12 protein-coding genes and 1 pseudogene are annotated in these 15,487 nt (G+C 71.2%); 11 read left to right on the top strand and 2 right to left on the bottom strand.

What is annotated here, in order from left to right:
* Positions 1 to 135 precede the first annotated feature (135 nt).
* The 6 genes from AB0C30_RS40275 to AB0C30_RS40250 all read left to right on the top strand — a co-directional run bounded on the left by AB0C30_RS40275 (position 136) and on the right by AB0C30_RS40250 (position 8,136).
* Positions 136 to 603: a cupin domain-containing protein gene (locus tag AB0C30_RS40275; RefSeq protein WP_357953974.1), complete on the top strand. Its 468-nt coding sequence runs from the start codon at positions 136 to 138 to the stop codon at positions 601 to 603.
* Between the two features lie 269 nt (positions 604 to 872).
* The gene (gene kdpF, locus AB0C30_RS40270) at positions 873 to 962 is read left to right on the top strand and encodes a K(+)-transporting ATPase subunit F (RefSeq protein WP_357953972.1); all 90 of its coding nucleotides are present in this window, start codon (positions 873 to 875) and stop codon (positions 960 to 962) included.
* Entirely contained in the window at positions 962 to 2,611 is a 1,650-nt protein-coding gene (gene kdpA / locus AB0C30_RS40265; protein ID WP_357953970.1) for a potassium-transporting ATPase subunit KdpA, read from the top strand. The genes kdpF and kdpA overlap by 1 nt, the downstream gene beginning before the upstream one ends.
* A gap of 90 nt (positions 2,612 to 2,701) precedes the next feature.
* The gene (gene kdpB, locus AB0C30_RS40260; protein WP_357954419.1) at positions 2,702 to 4,726 is read left to right on the top strand and encodes a potassium-transporting ATPase subunit KdpB; all 2,025 of its coding nucleotides are present in this window, start codon (positions 2,702 to 2,704) and stop codon (positions 4,724 to 4,726) included.
* Positions 4,727 to 5,563 (top strand): potassium-transporting ATPase subunit C, encoded by an 837-nt coding sequence (locus tag AB0C30_RS40255; protein ID WP_357953968.1) that lies wholly within the window; start codon positions 4,727 to 4,729, stop codon positions 5,561 to 5,563.
* Positions 5,560 to 8,136, top strand: a complete 2,577-nt coding sequence (locus AB0C30_RS40250; RefSeq protein ID WP_357953965.1) for a DUF4118 domain-containing protein — start codon at positions 5,560 to 5,562, stop codon at positions 8,134 to 8,136. Before AB0C30_RS40255 ends, AB0C30_RS40250 begins: the two co-directional genes overlap by 4 nt.
* Position 8,137: 1 nt before the next feature.
* Here AB0C30_RS40250 and AB0C30_RS40245 read toward each other — a convergent pair.
* A pseudogene (locus AB0C30_RS40245) lies at positions 8,138 to 8,737 on the bottom strand (TetR family transcriptional regulator); the annotation flags it as partial.
* A gap of 47 nt (positions 8,738 to 8,784) precedes the next feature.
* Between AB0C30_RS40245 and AB0C30_RS40240 the strand changes: the two are divergent.
* From AB0C30_RS40240 to AB0C30_RS40220, 5 genes are all read left to right on the top strand, one after another.
* Positions 8,785 to 9,519, top strand: a complete 735-nt coding sequence (locus AB0C30_RS40240; RefSeq protein ID WP_357953963.1) for a hypothetical protein — start codon at positions 8,785 to 8,787, stop codon at positions 9,517 to 9,519.
* Positions 9,516 to 10,763, top strand: coding sequence for an isoprenylcysteine carboxylmethyltransferase family protein (locus tag AB0C30_RS40235; RefSeq protein WP_357953961.1), 1,248 nt, complete (start codon positions 9,516 to 9,518; stop codon positions 10,761 to 10,763). Before AB0C30_RS40240 ends, AB0C30_RS40235 begins: the two co-directional genes overlap by 4 nt.
* Before the next feature lie 114 nt (positions 10,764 to 10,877).
* Complete coding sequence (locus AB0C30_RS40230) at positions 10,878 to 11,450, top strand: dihydrofolate reductase family protein (protein WP_357953959.1); 573 nt, start codon at positions 10,878 to 10,880, stop codon at positions 11,448 to 11,450.
* Entirely contained in the window at positions 11,447 to 11,785 is a 339-nt protein-coding gene (locus tag AB0C30_RS40225) for a YciI family protein (protein ID WP_357953957.1), read from the top strand. The genes AB0C30_RS40230 and AB0C30_RS40225 overlap by 4 nt, the downstream gene beginning before the upstream one ends.
* 3 nt (positions 11,786 to 11,788) lie before the next feature.
* The gene (locus AB0C30_RS40220) at positions 11,789 to 12,949 is read left to right on the top strand and encodes a sigma-70 family RNA polymerase sigma factor (RefSeq protein ID WP_357953954.1); all 1,161 of its coding nucleotides are present in this window, start codon (positions 11,789 to 11,791) and stop codon (positions 12,947 to 12,949) included.
* A gap of 158 nt (positions 12,950 to 13,107) precedes the next feature.
* Here the strand turns inward: AB0C30_RS40220 and AB0C30_RS40215 are convergent, their stop codons facing one another.
* Positions 13,108 to 15,255 carry a BTAD domain-containing putative transcriptional regulator gene (locus AB0C30_RS40215; protein WP_357954417.1) on the bottom strand — a complete coding sequence of 716 codons (2,148 nt, stop codon included), beginning with the start codon at positions 15,253 to 15,255 and terminating at the stop codon, positions 13,108 to 13,110.
* Positions 15,256 to 15,487 lie beyond the last annotated feature (232 nt).

Below are 15,487 nucleotides of genomic sequence, written 5' to 3'. Positions count from 1 at the left end.
TCCCCCCCCCACGGCCCCAGGAGACGTGGGCTGGCGGTCTTGTTTACCTGCTTCTGGAGACTCTTGTCCGGGGTTCGATTGACCTGTCCGGATCACTCCTGGTCAGGTGGTGATTACGGAGCGGAGGGGGACGACATGGCGGACAATGTGATCGCGCGCAAGCCTGGGGAAGGCGACGCGTTCTGGGTGCTCGGCGGTCTCTACGAGGTCAAGGCCGCGAGCGACGAGACGGGTGGCGGCGTGACGGTCATAGAGATGACCGTCCCGGCCGGAATGGGCCCCCCGCCGCACACGCATCCGGGAACGGAGATGCTCTACATCCTGGAGGGGACGGTCCGCCTCTACATCGACGACGAGGTGGTGGAGGGCGGCCCGGGTTCGTTCTTCTACATCCCCGACAGGACGTGGGAGCGCTTCGAACCCCTTACGGACGCGCGCATTCTCGTGGCCTACGCACCCGGCGGCATCGAAGGGTTCTTCACCGAGATCGGGGAGTTGGCGCCGACCCGGCAGGCCCCACCGGCGGACCATCCGCTGCCGAGCCTCAAGGCCGTGACGCAGGTCGGGCTGCGCTACGGACTGGAGATGAGACTGCCGGACTGACCCGACTGGGCGCAGGCGTAGGAATCTCGTCAACCCTGACTGGGCGCAGGCGTAGGAATCTCGTCAACGCCGGGCTCCGGCGCGTATGGAAGGCGTCAAGAAACGAAGAATCGCCCGAATCTCGGGATTCGCTGGCCTGGTGACCATCTGTCCTGATGGTCGAGAGCAGTTCCGGATTTGAGGAGTGGGATGGCCGACGTCATCTTCGTCGCCCTGTCGATCGCGGTCTTCGTGATCATCGGGTTCGTCGTCAAGGCGGTGGAGCGCCTGTGAACGCGGTCAACGCCGCCGGTCTCGTCGTGGTCGCCGGCCTGGTGGTCTTCATGGTCGCGGCCCTGCTGTTCCCGGAGCGATTCTGATGGCCGCTCCGCTGTTCATCGCCTCCCTCGTGCTCGCCCTGGCCGTCTGTTACCGGCCGCTGGGCGACTACATGTATCGGGTCTACACCGGGACCCGGCACAGCGCGGTCGAGCGAGTGATCTACCGGCTGCTCGGTGTCCAGTCCGATGCCGAGCAGCGCTGGGGGATCTACGCGCGCGCCGTGCTGGCCTTCTCGGTGGTCTCGATCCTGTTCCTGTACGGCCTGCAGCGCCTGCAGGACCACCTGTTCCTGAGCCTGGGCATGAAGCCGGTCGAACCGGCCCTCGCCTGGAACACCGCCGTCAGCTTCGCCACCAACACCAACTGGCAGGCGTACTCGGGTGAGGCCACCATGGGCCACCTGGTGCAGACCGCCGGACTGGCCGTACAGAACTTCGTGTCCGCCGCGGTCGGCATGGCGGTGGCCGTCGCGCTGGTGCGCGGGTTCGCCCGCGCGAAGAGTGAAACGCTGGGCAGCTTCTGGGTCGACCTGGTACGCGGCACGGTACGCATCCTGCTGCCCATCGCGTTCGCCGCGGCGCTGGTGCTGGTCGCCGGAGGCGCCATCCAGACGTTCGGCGGCCACTTCACCTGGACCACGCTGACCGGCGGCGAGCAGACGTTCACCCCGGCGGCCGCGGCCACCCAGGAGGCCATCAAGAACCTGGGCACCAACGGCGGCGGCATCTTCAACGTCAACTCGGCCCACCCGTTCGAGAACCCGACGAGCTGGACCAACTGGCTGACCATCTTCCTGCTCCTGGTGATCGCGTTCAGCCTGCCGCGCACCTTCGGCCGCATGGTCGGCAATAACCGGCAGGGGTACACGATCGTCTCGGTCATGGCGATCATCGCGATCGTCAGCCTCGTCGTGACCAACGTGGCCGAGCTGTCGGCGAGCGGCACGGTGCCGCAGGCGATCGGTCAGGCCATGGAGGGCAGGGAGGCCAGGTTCGGCGTGTCGAACTCCGGCGTGTTCGCCACGGCCACGACGCTGACCTCGACGGGCTCGATCGACTCCTTCCACGACTCCTACACGGCCATCGGCGGCGGCATGCTGATCTTCAACATGCTGCTCGGCGAGGTGGCGCCGGGCGGCGTGGGCGCGGGCCTGTACGGAATCCTCATCCTGGCCGTGCTCACCGTGTTCGTGGCCGGGCTGATGGTCGGCCGCACGCCCGAATACCTGGGCAGGAAGATCGGCGCCAGGGAGATCAAGCTGGCCTCGATGTACTTCCTGGTCACCCCGGTGCTGGTGCTCGCGGGCACGGCCGTGGCGATGGCCACGGAGGACGGCCGCGCGGCGATGCTGAACGGCGGGCCGCACGGGCTGTCGGAGATCCTCTACGCCTACACCAGCGCGTCGAACAACAACGGCTCGGCGTTCGCGGGGGTCAGCGTGAACACGCCGTTCTTCAACACCACGCTCGGCCTGTGCATGGCCTTCGGCCGCTTCCTGCCCATCGTGCTGGTCCTGGCGCTGGCCGGATCGCTGGCCGGGCAGGCGCCGGTGCCGGCCTCGGCGGGGACGCTGCCCACCGACCGGCCGCAGTTCGTCGGCATGGTCGTCGGCGTGACGATCATCCTGGTGGCCCTGACTTTCCTCCCGGCGCTCGCGCTCGGGCCGCTCGCGGAAGGACTCTCGTAGATGCCTGCCCCAGTGCTGGACGCGCCGGGCCGTACCCCCGAGGCGCACAAGAACGGCCGGGTCGGCGGCGGCCTGCTCGATCCGCGACAGATGGTCCGGTCGCTGCCCGACGCGCTGAAGAAGCTGAACCCGGCCACCCTGTGGCGCAACCCGGTGATGTTCATCGTGGAGGTCGGCGCGGCCTTCACCACGGTTCTCGCGGTCCTGCGGCCGTCGCTGTTCGCCTGGGCCATCGTGGTGTGGCTCTGGCTGACGGTGCTCTTCGCGAACCTCGCCGAGGCGGTCGCCGAGGGCCGGGGCAAGGCGCAGGCCGCCACGCTGCGCAAGGCCAAGACCGACACCCGGGCCAGACGGCTGAAGAGCCGTACGTCGGCCGAATGGGAGCCGGTCGGCGCGCCCGAGCTGAGGCAGGGCGACTTCGTGGTCGTCGAGGCCGGGGAGATCATCCCAGGCGACGGCGACGTGGTCGAGGGCATCGCCTCGGTGGACGAGTCGGCCATCACCGGCGAGTCCGCGCCGGTCATCCGCGAGTCGGGCGGCGACCGGTCGGCGGTCACAGGCGGCACCAGGGTGCTGTCGGACCGGATCATCGTCCAGATCACCCAGAAGCCCGGCGAGAGCTTCATCGACCGCATGATCGCCCTGGTCGAGGGCGCGAACCGGCAGAAGACGCCGAACGAGATCGCGCTCAACATCCTGCTGGCCGCCCTGACGATCATCTTCCTGGTCGCCACCGCCACCATGCAGCCGCTGGCGATCTACTCCATGTCGATCAACCCGGGGGTGCCCGACTCGATCGCGCTCACCAAGGACGGCGTGTCGGGGATCGTGCTGGTCTCGCTGATCGTCTGCCTCATCCCCACCACGATCGGCGCGCTGCTGTCGGCGATCGGCATCGCCGGGATGGACCGCCTCGTCCAGCGCAACGTCCTGGCCATGAGCGGGCGCGCGGTCGAGGCCGCCGGCGACGTCTCCACGCTGCTGCTGGACAAGACGGGCACGATCACGCTGGGCAACCGGCAGGCGTCGGAGTTCGTCCCGGTCGCGGGCGTCACCGAACAGGAGCTCGCCGAGGCGGCGCAGCTGTCCAGCCTGGCCGACGAGACGCCCGAGGGCCGCTCGATCGTGGTGTTCGCCAAGCAGCGGTACGGCCTGCGCGAGCGGGAGATCCACGGCGCCGAATGGGTGCATTTCACCGCCCAGACCCGCATGTCCGGGGTGAACCTGGGCGGGCGCGAGGTCCGCAAGGGCGCCGCGACCGCGGTGATGAAGTGGGTACGCGACCACGGCGGCCACCCCACCGAGGGGATCGGCCACATCGTGGACGGCATCTCCGGCTCCGGCGGCACCCCGCTGGTCGTCGCCGAGAAGGGCCGGGTGCTCGGGGTGATCCGGCTCAAGGACGTGGTCAAGCAGGGCATGCGGGAGCGCTTCGACGAGATGCGGCTGATGGGCATCCGGACCGTGATGATCACCGGTGACAACCCGCTGACCGCCAAGGCCATCGCCGACGAGGCCGGGGTGGACGACTTCCTGGCCGAGGCCACCCCCGAGGACAAGCTGGCGCTGATCAGGAAGGAGCAGGAGGGCGGCCGCCTGGTCGCGATGACCGGGGACGGCACCAACGACGCCCCCGCGCTCGCCCAGGCCGACGTCGGCGTGGCCATGAACACCGGCACGTCCGCCGCCAAGGAGGCCGGCAACATGGTCGATCTCGACTCCAACCCCACCAAACTCATCGAGATCGTGGAGATCGGCAAGCAGCTGCTCATCACGCGGGGCGCGCTGACGACGTTCTCGATCGCCAACGACGTCGCCAAGTATTTCGCGATCATCCCCGCGATGTTCGCGGCGGTCTACCCGGGACTGGACGCGCTGAACATCATGCGCCTGGCCAGCCCGCAGTCGGCCATCCTGTCGGCGGTCGTCTTCAACGCCCTGGTGATCATCGCGCTGATCCCGCTGTCGCTGCGCGGCGTGCGGTACAAGCCGTCCAGCGCGGCCAAGCTGCTGTCCCGCAACCTCTACCGGTACGGCCTGGGCGGCATCGTCGCGCCGTTCGTCGGCATCAAGATCATCGACCTGTTCATCCAGTTCCTCCCGGGGATGGCGTAAATGGAACGACTGCCCAGCTGGATCCGACGGCATGTGGCGGCGCTGCGCGCGCTGCTCGTGCTGACCCTGGTGACCGGCGTCCTCTATCCGCTGGTGGCCGCCGGAGTGGCCCAGACGCTGTTCAACGGCAAGGCCAACGGCTCGATGATCGAGCGGGACGGCCGGATCGTCGGCAGCGCGCTCATCGGCCAGAGCTTCACCGGCCCGGACGGCAAGCCGGTCGGGAAGTACTTCCAGTCCCGCCCGTCGGCGGCCGGCGACGGCTACGACCCGACCTCGACGAGCGCGAGCAACCTGGGTCCTGAGGACGTCGTGGACGTCCCGCCCAGCGGCTCGGAGAAGGGCAGGCAGTCGCTGCTCACCCAGGTCTGCGCCCGCTCCAAGGCGATCGGGGAGCTGGAGGGCGTCAGCGGGGCCCGGCCGTACTGCACGCCGGACGGGGTGGGCGCGGTGCTGAAGGTCTTCCCCGGCCGGGCCGTCAGCGTCAACCAGGTCTGCCCGGCTGTCCCCTTCGTGGCCTCTTACCAGGGGGTCAAGGTGGAGTGCGCGACACCGGGTGCGGACTACGCGGCGGGCCGGACCGTACCGATCCGCGGTGGCGCGGGCGCGGTGCGGGTGCCCGCGGACGCGGTGACGGCCAGCGGCTCCGGGCTCGATCCGCACATCTCGCCCGCCTACGCCCAGCTCCAGGCGCCGCGCGTGGCCAGGGCGCGCGGGATGGCCCAGGCCGAGGTCGAGCGGCTCATCGAGGAGCACACCACCGGCCGGGCGCTCGGCTTCATAGGCGAGCCCGCGGTGAACGTCCTGGAGCTCAATCTGGCGCTCGACGGGCCATGAGCCGGGGACACCTGCGGGTCTATCTCGGGGCGGCCCCCGGGGTCGGCAAGACGTACGCGATGCTGTGCGAGGGCCGCCGGGCGCTGGAACGCGGCAGGGACGTGGTCGTGGGCCTCGTCGAAACCCACGACCGCCCCCGTACCGCCGCCCTGCTCGACGGCCTGGAGATGGTCCCGCGCAGGACGCTCGTCTACCGGGGCGCCACCTTCACCGAGCTGGACGTGGCGGCGGTCATCGACCGCGCGCCGAAGGTGGCGCTGATCGACGAGCTGGCCCACACCAACGTGCCCGGCTCGCGCAACGCCAAGCGCTGGCAGGACATCGACGACATCCTGGACGCGGGCATCGACGTCATCTCCACGGTCAACATCCAGCACCTGGAGTCGCTCAACGACGTCGTCCAGCAGATCACCGGCGTCCCGCAGCGCGAGACCGTGCCGGACGAGGTGGTACGGCGGGCCGACCAGGTCGAGCTGGTCGACATGTCGCCCGAGGCGCTGCGCCGGCGCATGGCCCACGGCAACGTCTACGGCCCGGAGAAGGTCAACGCCGCCATGTCCAACTACTTCAGAGTGGGCAACCTGACCGCGCTGCGCGAGCTGGCCCTGCTCTGGGTGGCGGGCAGGGTGGACGACCAGCTCGACCGCTACCGCGCCGACCACGGCATCGCCACCACCTGGGAGGCGCGCGAACGCGTGGTGGTCGCGCTGACGGGCGGCCCCGAAGGCGACGCGCTGGTACGGCGGGCGGCCCGCATCGCCGCCCGCACCACGGGAGCCGACCTGCTGGCCGTCCACGTGACGAGCTCCGACGGCCTGGCCGGCGGCGACCCGGCCCACCTGGCCCGTCAGAGGTCGCTGGTGGAGAGCATGGGCGGCAGCTACCACCAGGTCGTCGGCGACGACATCCCTGGCGCGCTGCTGGAGTTCGCCCGGGGGGTCAACGCCACCCAGCTCGTGCTCGGCGCGTCGCGGCGGGGCCGGTTCGCGCAGATCCTGTCGCGGGGCGTGGGGGTGGAGACGACGGCACGGTCCGGCTCGATCGACGTCCACATGATCACCCACGAGGAGGCCAGGAAGGGCCGCCGCCCGGCCCGCTCGCGGGCCGCGCTCACCCGCGAGCGGCGGCTGAGCGGGTGGGCCATGGCGGTGGCCGGGATGCCGGTGTTGTCGGCGATCCTGAGCGTGTTCCGTGAGGATCTGAGCCTGCCGAGCGAGATCCTGTTCTTCCTGGTCATGACCGTCGGTGTCGCGCTGGTCGGCGGCATGTGGCCGGCCGTCACGGCGGCCGTCGGCGGATCGCTGCTGCTGAACTGGTTCTTCACGCCGCCGCTCGGCGCGTTCACGATCGCCGACCCGGAGAACTTCTTCGCGCTGGTCGTCTTCGTGCTGGTGGCGGTCGCGGTCAGCACGATCGTGGACCTCGCGGCCCGCCGTACCAGAGAGGCGGCCCGCGCCCGGGCGGACGCCGAGGTGCTCGCCACGCTGGCCGGGCACGTCCTGCGGGGAGAGGCCGCCGTGCCGTCGCTGCTGGCCAGGCTACGTGAGACGTTCGGGTTGACGTCGGTCACGCTGCTGGAGCACGTCGGCGAGCCGGGTTCGGATGACACGCTACGTGAGCCGGGTCTGGACGACACGCTGCGTGAGCCGGGGCCCGACGACCGATTCCGGCCGGCGGCCTGGCGCATCGTCGCCACCTCCGGTGGAACGCCGTGCGCCAGCCCGTCCGACGCCGACACCGATGTGGTCATCGACGAGGCCCTGGTCCTGACCATGCGCGGCCGGCTGCTCGATGCCGCCGACCGGGGCGTGGTCGAGGCGTTCGCCGCCGAGACGGCCGTCGCGCTGCGGCAGCAGCGGCTGGAGGAGGCGGCGGCGCGGGCCAGGCCGCTGGCCGAGGCCGACAAGATGCGTACCGCCCTGCTCGCCGCCGTCAGCCACGACCTGCGCACCCCGCTCGCCTCGGCCAAGGCGGCCGTCGAGAGCCTGCGCAACACCGAGATCGCCTGGTCTGAAGCCGACCGCGCCGAACTGCTCGCCACCGCCGACGAGTCGCTGGCCAAGCTCGACGCCCTGGTGGTGAACCTGCTGGACATGAGCCGCCTGCAGGCCGGCGTGCTCGGCCTCACCCTGCAACCGGTGGCGCTCGAAGAGGTCGTGCCGCGCGCGGTCGACGATCTCGGGCCGCTGCACGACCGCGTCGACGGCGACATCTCGATCGACCTGCCCGAGGTGGTCGCCGATCCGGTACTGCTGGAACGCGTGCTGGTCAACCTCATGTCCAACGCCGTCCGCCACAGCCCATTGGATCAGCAGGTGGTGATCACCGCGAGCTCGTACGGCGAGCACGTGGAGATCCGCGTCGTCGACCGCGGCCCCGGCCTCCCGGCGGAGGCGCACGAGCGGGTGTTCCTGCCGTTCCAGCGGCTCGGCGACCGCGACAATCACTCCGGTGTCGGCCTCGGCCTCGCGCTCTCCCGAGGGTTGACCGAGGCCATGGGCGGCACCCTCGTACCCGAGGAGACCCCCGGGGGAGGGCTCACCATGACCCTCACCTTGCCCATCTCGACGTGAGCTATTTTTTGGGCTTGTCACTGCCACGACGGCCGGGCAGGCGCATGGTGAGCAGCCGAGCGCGGGGTGCGACCCGTTCGGCGAGGTTGAACATGGCCTCGGTGCGGGTGCGGTCGGCGTCGAGGTGGGTGAAGAGGTTGACGCCCAGGTAGAACGTGATCGCCGCGTACGCCAGGTCACGCGGTGGCAGCAGCCTGGCCAGGGGCGATCCGCCGATGACCCGCTCGAGGGCCTGCTCGATGAAGTCGATCCAGGGCTCGGAGCGCGCGGTGATCTCCGCGCGGAGTTCGGGCCGGGCGATGCTCGCGCCGACCATCTCGGAGAACAGCGTGATGTGGCCGCCTTCGAGGTCGGCCCGGTAGATGGCGCTCGCGGTCTCGACGAGTTCCTCGAGGTTCTTGGCCTGCTCCACGGCCTGCCGGTAGGTGGCCATGCGTTGTTCTGACGAGCGGTCCAGCGCGGCGAGCAGCAGCGCGTCGACGCCGCCGAAGTGGTAGAAGACCAGCGCCGAGTTGACCTCCGCCGCCTTGGCGATGGCTCGCGCGCTGGTGCCGGCGTATCCCTGGCTCCGGATCGTCTCGGCCGCAGCGTCGACTACACGAGGGGCATCTGGAGCAGACGGCGCTGTTCTACGTCGGCATCCCGGCGGTGATCGCCGTCACCGTCGCCCTCACCGCCCGGCCGCGCAGCACCATCGGCATGGTCATGGCGTCCATCACCGTGGCCCTGGCGCTGGCCGGTCCGCTGCTCGGGGAGGGGATCGTCTGCCTGCTCATGGCCGCGCCGCTGTTCTACCTGGTCGGCCTGCTCGTCGCATTGCTCGTCGACGAAGTCCGGCGCCACCGGGGCAAGGGCCCGATGAACCTCCTGCTCGCGCCGCTTCTCGTCGCCGCCACGCTGGAGGGCACGGCGGTCTCGCTGCCCCGGGACGAGGTGAGCGTCACCGCCGGGGCGGCGGCGGCGAATGTCGAGCGGGCGCTGGCCGCCGAACCCCGGTTCGGGCCCGTGGAGTCGCGGTTCCTGTCGCTCGGCTTCCCCCGGCCGTTACGGGCCGAAGGCACCGGCCTGGCCGTCGGCGACACCCGCAAGATCATCTTCACGCCGCGCCGTTCGCTGGGCATCGGCGCGCCCTTGGAGCCCCGGTCCATGACCCTGCGGGTGAGCGAGCGCCTGCCGGGGCGGGTGGTGTTCGCCGTGGTGGCGGACACCACGCTCGCCCGCTGGCTGGACCTGCGCCGGGCAACGTTCGACTGGCGAAGCGGCCGTCTGACGGTGACCTTGGCCTACCGCCGTACCTTCGATCCGGGCTGGTACTTCGGCCCGCTGCAGAGCTACGCGCTGTCCGAGGCGGCCGGCTACCTGGTCAAGACGTTCGCCGGATGAGTGATCCCACGTTCATCCGGGGCGTCGCGCTCTTCGTCCCGATGGCCGCCGTCTGGATCGCGGCGGCCGTACGGCGGCCGGGGGAGCGGGACCTCGCCGCGATCATCCTGGCCACGGCCTGGAACCTGGTAACCCTCGCGGTCGTGAACACCGTCGCCGCGTACGCGGGCTGGTGGCGCTTCGCCGCCGAGGGCGCCGTGGTGGCGGGCGTCCCCGTCGACCTTCTGCTGGGCTGGGCGTTGCTGTGGGGCGCGTTGCCCGCGTGCGTGGGGCGGGCATACCCGCTGCCGCTGGTTCTGGCGGGGTTCGCCTGGCTGGATCTGGGGGTGATGCCGCTGGCCGAGCCGGTCGTGGCGCTGGGTAAAGGGTGGCTGTACGGGGAGGCCGCCGCGATCGCGTTCTGCCTGCTGCCCGGCCTGCTGCTGGCCCGCTGGACCGCCGCGGACCGGCGGCTCACCTGGCGCGTGTCGTTCCAGGTGGGTCTCGTGGGCGGGCTCATGCTCGGCGTGCCCGTCGCGCTGACCGGCGTATGGCGGCAGCCCGAGTGGGTGATCGGGCTGCTGGCGCAGGTCGTGGCCGTGCCGCTGCTGTTCGGGCTGGCCGCCGTCCGCGAGTTCGCCGTCGCCGGGGGAGGGACGCCGGTGCCGTACGATCCGCCCAAACGCCTCGTCACGAGCGGTCCGTACGCCTATCTGCGCAATCCCATGCAGTCCTCCATGGCGGGCGCCTACCTGCTGCTCGCGGTGCTCGACCTGCGCTTCGCCGCCGCCGCGGTGAGCTGCGTCGCCTACGGCGCGGGGCTGGCCGCCTGGCACGAGGGGACCCAGCTCGTGTCGCGGTACGGCCAGGAGTGGACGGACTACCGAGACCAGGTACGCGCCTGGCTGCCCCGCGCCCGCCCCTACCCCGGTCTGCCGCCCGCCGACCTCCACGTGGCGGCGACCTGCGAGCGGTGTGACGCGGTCGGCCGGTGGTTCGTCCGGCGGCGGCCCGTCTCGCTGCGGATCCTGCCTGCGGAGAGGCATCCGGGGGGTTTGCGGCGGATGACCTACGAACGTGCAGACGGGCTGCGTGCCCAGGGAGTGGCGGCCTTCGCCCACGCGGCCCAGCACCTCCACCTGGGGTGGGCGCTGCTCGGCTGGGTGCTCCTGTTGCCGGGGGTGGGGTGGTTCGCCCAATTGTGCGCGGACGCCTTCGGCGCCGGCCCCGCCCGACCCCGAGCCACCGGACCGGCAGGGACCTGACGCCGCCCGGCCACGCGTATTTGACTGTGACCGGCATCACATTTTCACCTGTCCCCTGAAGCGGCGCCTGTTCGTCCTATGCCCGACAAACCGCTTACGAGGAGGTTCAAGGCCATGAACAAGGTGATCGTCATCCAGTTCGTCTCCCTCGACGGAGTCATGGAGGACCCGGACGGGTCGGCCGGCTCGGCGCGGGGAGGGTGGGCGTTCCGCTACGGGCCCGAAAGCGTGGCCGGCGACAAGTTCGAGCTGGGGGAGGTGCTGGACACCGGAGTCATGCTGCTGGGCCGGGTCACCTGGCAGCTGTTCTCGGGCATCTGGGCGCCCAGGGAGGACGAGTTCTCCCAGAAGATGAACGCCATCCCCAAACTCGTCGCCTCACGCTCGCTGGACCACGTCGAGGGATGGCGCAACTCCACCCTGCTGCGGGGGGACCTGGCCGACGAGGTGGCCAAGCGCCGGCAGAGCCAGGATGTCGTGGTCGCCGGCAGCGCTAGCATCGTCGATGCGCTGCGGACCCACGACCTGATCGATCAATACCGGCTGCTGGTCTTCCCGATAGTGCTCGGCGCGGGCCGGCGCCTGTTCGACCAGCCTCTCGGTCTGGACCTCGCGTCCGCCGAAAAGGTCGGCCAAGCCGTCCGTCTCGTCTACGACCGTACTTCCGCGAATGGGGATCACCGGTGAGATACGCCCTGCTGATCAACGAACGCCCCGGGGCGTACGACGGCCTGAGCGAGGGCCAGCGCGCCGCCATCAGCGCCGAGTACATCACGCTCATGAAGGACGAGCGCATGCTCGGGGGCGAGCGGCTGCAGCCGGCCGACACCGCGACCACCGTCCGCGTCCAGAACGGCGAGCCGCTGCTGACCGACGGGCCGTTCGCCGACACCAAGGAGATCTTCGGCGGCTTCTACATCGTCGAGGCCGACGATCTCGACTCCGCGCTGGAGCTCGCCGCCCGGATCCCGGCCGCCCGCTTCGGCGGCTCGGTCGAAGTACGGCCGCTGGCGGAGCGGTAGGCCGTGCTCGAGGAGGTCTTCCGCGACCAGTGGGCACGCGTCTTCGCGGCCTTGGTGAGCTTCCTCGGCGACGTCGACCTCGCCGAGGAGGCCGCACAGGAGGCGTTCGTCATCGCCGCTGAGCGCTGGGCCCGCGACGGGCTCCCGGACAATCCGGGGGCCTGGCTCGTGGTGACCGGCCGCAACCGGGCGATCGACCGCCTTCGCCGCGACCGTACCCGGGCGGAGAAGACCCGGCTGCTGGACCACCCCATGCCGGAGGAGGTCACGATGGACGAGACGACGATCCTCGACGAACGCCTCGAACTCTTCTTCATGTGCTGTCACCCCGCCCTGGCGACCGAGGCCCAGGTCGCGCTCACACTGCGCGCGCTCGGCGGCCTGTCGACGCCGGAGATCGCCCGTGCGTTCCTGGTGAACGACGAGACGATGAAGCGCCGGCTCTCCCGGGCGCGCAACAAGATCCGGGCGGCCGCGATCCCCTTCGCGGTTCCGCACGAACGCCTGCTGCCCTCCCGCCTGAGCGCGGTCCTCGCGGTGCTCTACCTGGTCTTCAACCAGGGGTACGGCGACGGCCGGGCCGACCTCGCGGCGGAGGCGATCCGGCTGGGCCGGACACTCCTCGACCTCATGCCCGACGAGCCCGAGGCGGCGGCGCTGCTGGCCCTGATGCTGCTGCACGACTCGCGTCGCGCGGCCCGTGTTCGCGACGGCGAGATGATCCTGCTCCACGACCAGGATCGCACCCTGTGGAACACCGCCCAGCTCGAGGAAGGGCGGGCGCTGCTCGACCGCGCCGTCAAGTCGGGTGCTTCCGGCGCCTATACGGTGCAGGCCGCCATCGCCGAGCTGCAGACCGAGGAACGCATCGACTGGCCGGCCGTCGCCGCGCTCTATGACCGCCTGCGGCAACTGACGGGCTCGGCGGTCGTCGAGCTCAACCGGGCCGTGGCGATCGCCGAGGTCGAGGGGCCGCGGGCGGCGCTGGCGATCGTCGACGCGCTCCACCTTGACGACTACCGCTACTTCCACTCCACCCGGGCCGAACTCCTGCGGCGTCTTGGAGACACCGTGGCGGCGCGGGCGGCGTACCTCAGAGCACTCGACCTCGCCACCACCGAGGCCGAGCGTCGCTTCCTCGGCCGCCGTCTCGCCGAGCTGTGACTCGCCTCGCGACCTCGACGGCGGTGGTCGGCTGCTTGCGCGTCTACCTTCCGATGCGAGGTCGGTGAGGACGTCGATCGTGTGGCGCGATAGCGGCGAGGCCGTTTATCGCGCGCGGTGCGTTGGCGGCGAGTACGTCTATCAGGCGCGGAGCGAGGTCAGGGACGACGTCGCAGGGCGGTGGCGAGGTCGTCGAGGTGTGTGGCGACCGGGCCCAGGGTGAGCAGCCCGCTGCCCGCCCCGGCCAGTTCCGCCGCCGCCGGAGTGAGCTCGGTGTGGGCGCGTTCCATCGTCTCCCGGTCACCTACGGCGATGGCCGCCCGCGCGGTCAGGCACCACAGGGCCTCGTACAGCAGATCGCGGGGCGGGGCCGGGATCAGACGCAGCGCAGCCGCGGCCGCTTGGCGGCGATCCTGGGCCAGCGACACCCAGGGGCGCGCCCATGGCTCGTAGGGCCCCCAGTCGGCGTGCTCGTCGACCAGGTCCGGCGGCCGATGCTCGCCGGGCCGTGCGTACTGGAGGCGCAGACACAGCAGCGCGAGCGGCAGTATGCCGGACCGCAGTCCGGGCATGCCCGCGCCGTCCAGCCGCGCGGCGGCGTCCCGATAAGCCGCCTCCACCAAGGACGCTTGCACAGAGGCCGCCCAGGATCCTTGTCCGGAGGTCGCCTCCGGCACCGATGCTGGTCCAGCTGCGGCGAATGGCTGCCCGCTCCCGGCGAGCCGCAGCGCCCGGTACCACTGGACAAACACCCCCACCAGCGGCAATTCATGCCGCCGGGCCAGCAGTTCGGCGGCGGTCGCGTGCCCGTCGGCGCCGGGGAAGTCCGCGAGCGCGCTGCGGGCCTGGAGGCGGATGAGGTGTCCGAGCACCTCGAAGGTGACCAGCCCATGCCGGGCGGACAGGGCGACCAGCTCGGCGCCGATCTCGTCGCGTCGCGGCGCGAGCCCCGCCCGGTGGAAGGTCTGCATGAACACCCCATTGAGGGCGAACGCCAGCAGCCCGGGATCGTCCAATTGGCGGGCGATCTCCTCCGCTTGCCGGGCGGCCTGGGGTCCGCGCGCCGCGCGGGTGCCGCGCGACTCCAGGGCGATCGTGGCCAGGAGCCGCGCCCGCGCCGCCTGGTGTGTGCCGGGTGGGAGAGCGGTCAGGGTGCGTTCGGCTGCCGCCACGATCTGCGCCGCCTGTGCCGGGTCGTCCGAGCGGGTCCAAATCGCCGGTACGTCGTACGCGCCGATCACGCGTGCGGTCAGCTCCGCGTCGCCCAGCTCCTCCGCCGCCGCGACGGCCGCCCCACGGTAGCGGCGGGCCTCCTCCAGGCCGCCGCCCCCGGTCACCGCGAGGTTGCGCAGCAGACCCACCGTCGACTCCAGCCGCGCTCGCGAGCCGGAGGCCACAGTACGGTCATAGGCGGCGGCCGTCGCCGCCCACACCCGACCCGTGGCCTCGGTAGTCTCTGCCCGCTCCCGGCCTGTGATCTCGGTCGTCTCTGCCCGCTCCCGGTCTGTGGCCTGGGTCGTTTCCGCGCCCGCCCGGCCTGTGGTCTCGGTCGTGTCGAGGTGGCCGGCTTGGTGGAGGATGTCCGTCTCCAGGCGGCGCAGTCCGGGGCCAGGATCCACTCCCAGCTGCTCGACCAGGAGCGTACGCGCCCGGCGCAGCACCGCGAGCGCGTCGCCCTGGCGGCCGGTGCGATACAGCGCCAGGGCCAGCAGCCGCCACGCGTCCTCGCGCCAGGGATGTTCGGCCACGTGCGCGTCCAGATCCGGCACCGCCTCGGCCGCGAAACCCAGGGAAAGGCGCGCCTCGGCCTGGCGTTCCACCGCCCGCAGCCGCAGCTCCGCCAGGCGGGAGCGCTCCGCAAGGGCCCAGTCCTCCTCCGCGAACTCGGCGTAGGCGGGCCCGCGCCACCAACCCAGCGCCTCCTCCAGCAGCTTGAGTACGCCCTCGGGCGGCAGCGTCGCGCCCACCGCCTGCTCGAAACGCCAGGCGTCCACCGCGTCGGGCTCCGCGCGCAGCGCGTACCCCGGCCCCTCGGTGACCAGCAGCCGGGCCGCGGCGCGGGGCGGGCGCTCGGGCTCCAGCGCGCGGCGCAGGGCGGCCACGAAGGTGCGTACGGCGCCCACTGCGTCTGGAGGGGGATCGATCCACAGGTCCTCGACCAGCCGGGAGACCGGGACGACACGGCGGCGGGCGACGATCAGCCGGGCCAGCACGGCGCGGTGCCGCGGCCCCTTCAAAGCGACCGCGCCCCCGGCCTCGTCCCAGGCCGCCACCGGCCCCAGCACCCCGAACATCTTCCGCGTCATCATCCCGGGCCCCACGCTATAGGTGGTTCCGGTAGCAATGCGGAAATGTCCAACGGAGGCCTCTGACCTGTGGTAATGCCCGGCTCTTGGGTTGAGGTCACGGTTGGCTTCGCCATGGTCGGCCATGAGCGACGACAAACTCGGGCACGTCGAGGCCTCCGGTGATGTCGCGGCGCGATTGACAACCAAATCGTGTACCGGTTAACGTTCTGCTCGATCATTAACCGGTACA

Origin of the sequence: Nonomuraea sp. NPDC048901, from assembly GCF_040649695.1 — a bacterium.
Taxonomy (GTDB): domain Bacteria; phylum Actinomycetota; class Actinomycetes; order Streptosporangiales; family Streptosporangiaceae; genus Nonomuraea.
Note: the sequence above shows the minus strand (reverse complement) of the source record. Positions and strands in the feature narration are given on the sequence as shown.

What these genes read in the sequence shown, in the direction of transcription:
- AB0C30_RS40255 (WP_357953968.1), top strand. Translation starts at nt 4,727, where the DNA reads ATGGAACGACTGCCCAGCTGGATCCGACGGCATGTGGCGGCGCTGCGC.
- AB0C30_RS40275 (WP_357953974.1), top strand. Translation starts at nt 136, where the DNA reads ATGGCGGACAATGTGATCGCGCGCAAGCCTGGGGAAGGCGACGCGTTC.
- AB0C30_RS40250 (WP_357953965.1), top strand. Translation starts at nt 5,560, where the DNA reads ATGAGCCGGGGACACCTGCGGGTCTATCTCGGGGCGGCCCCCGGGGTC.
- kdpB (WP_357954419.1), top strand. Translation starts at nt 2,702, where the DNA reads ATGGTCCGGTCGCTGCCCGACGCGCTGAAGAAGCTGAACCCGGCCACC.
- AB0C30_RS40230 (WP_357953959.1), top strand. Translation starts at nt 10,878, where the DNA reads ATGAACAAGGTGATCGTCATCCAGTTCGTCTCCCTCGACGGAGTCATG.
- kdpA (WP_357953970.1), top strand. Translation starts at nt 962, where the DNA reads ATGGCCGCTCCGCTGTTCATCGCCTCCCTCGTGCTCGCCCTGGCCGTC.
- AB0C30_RS40215 (WP_357954417.1), bottom strand. Translation starts at nt 15,255, where the DNA reads ATGACGCGGAAGATGTTCGGGGTGCTGGGGCCGGTGGCGGCCTGGGAC.
- AB0C30_RS40235 (WP_357953961.1), top strand. Translation starts at nt 9,516, where the DNA reads ATGAGTGATCCCACGTTCATCCGGGGCGTCGCGCTCTTCGTCCCGATG.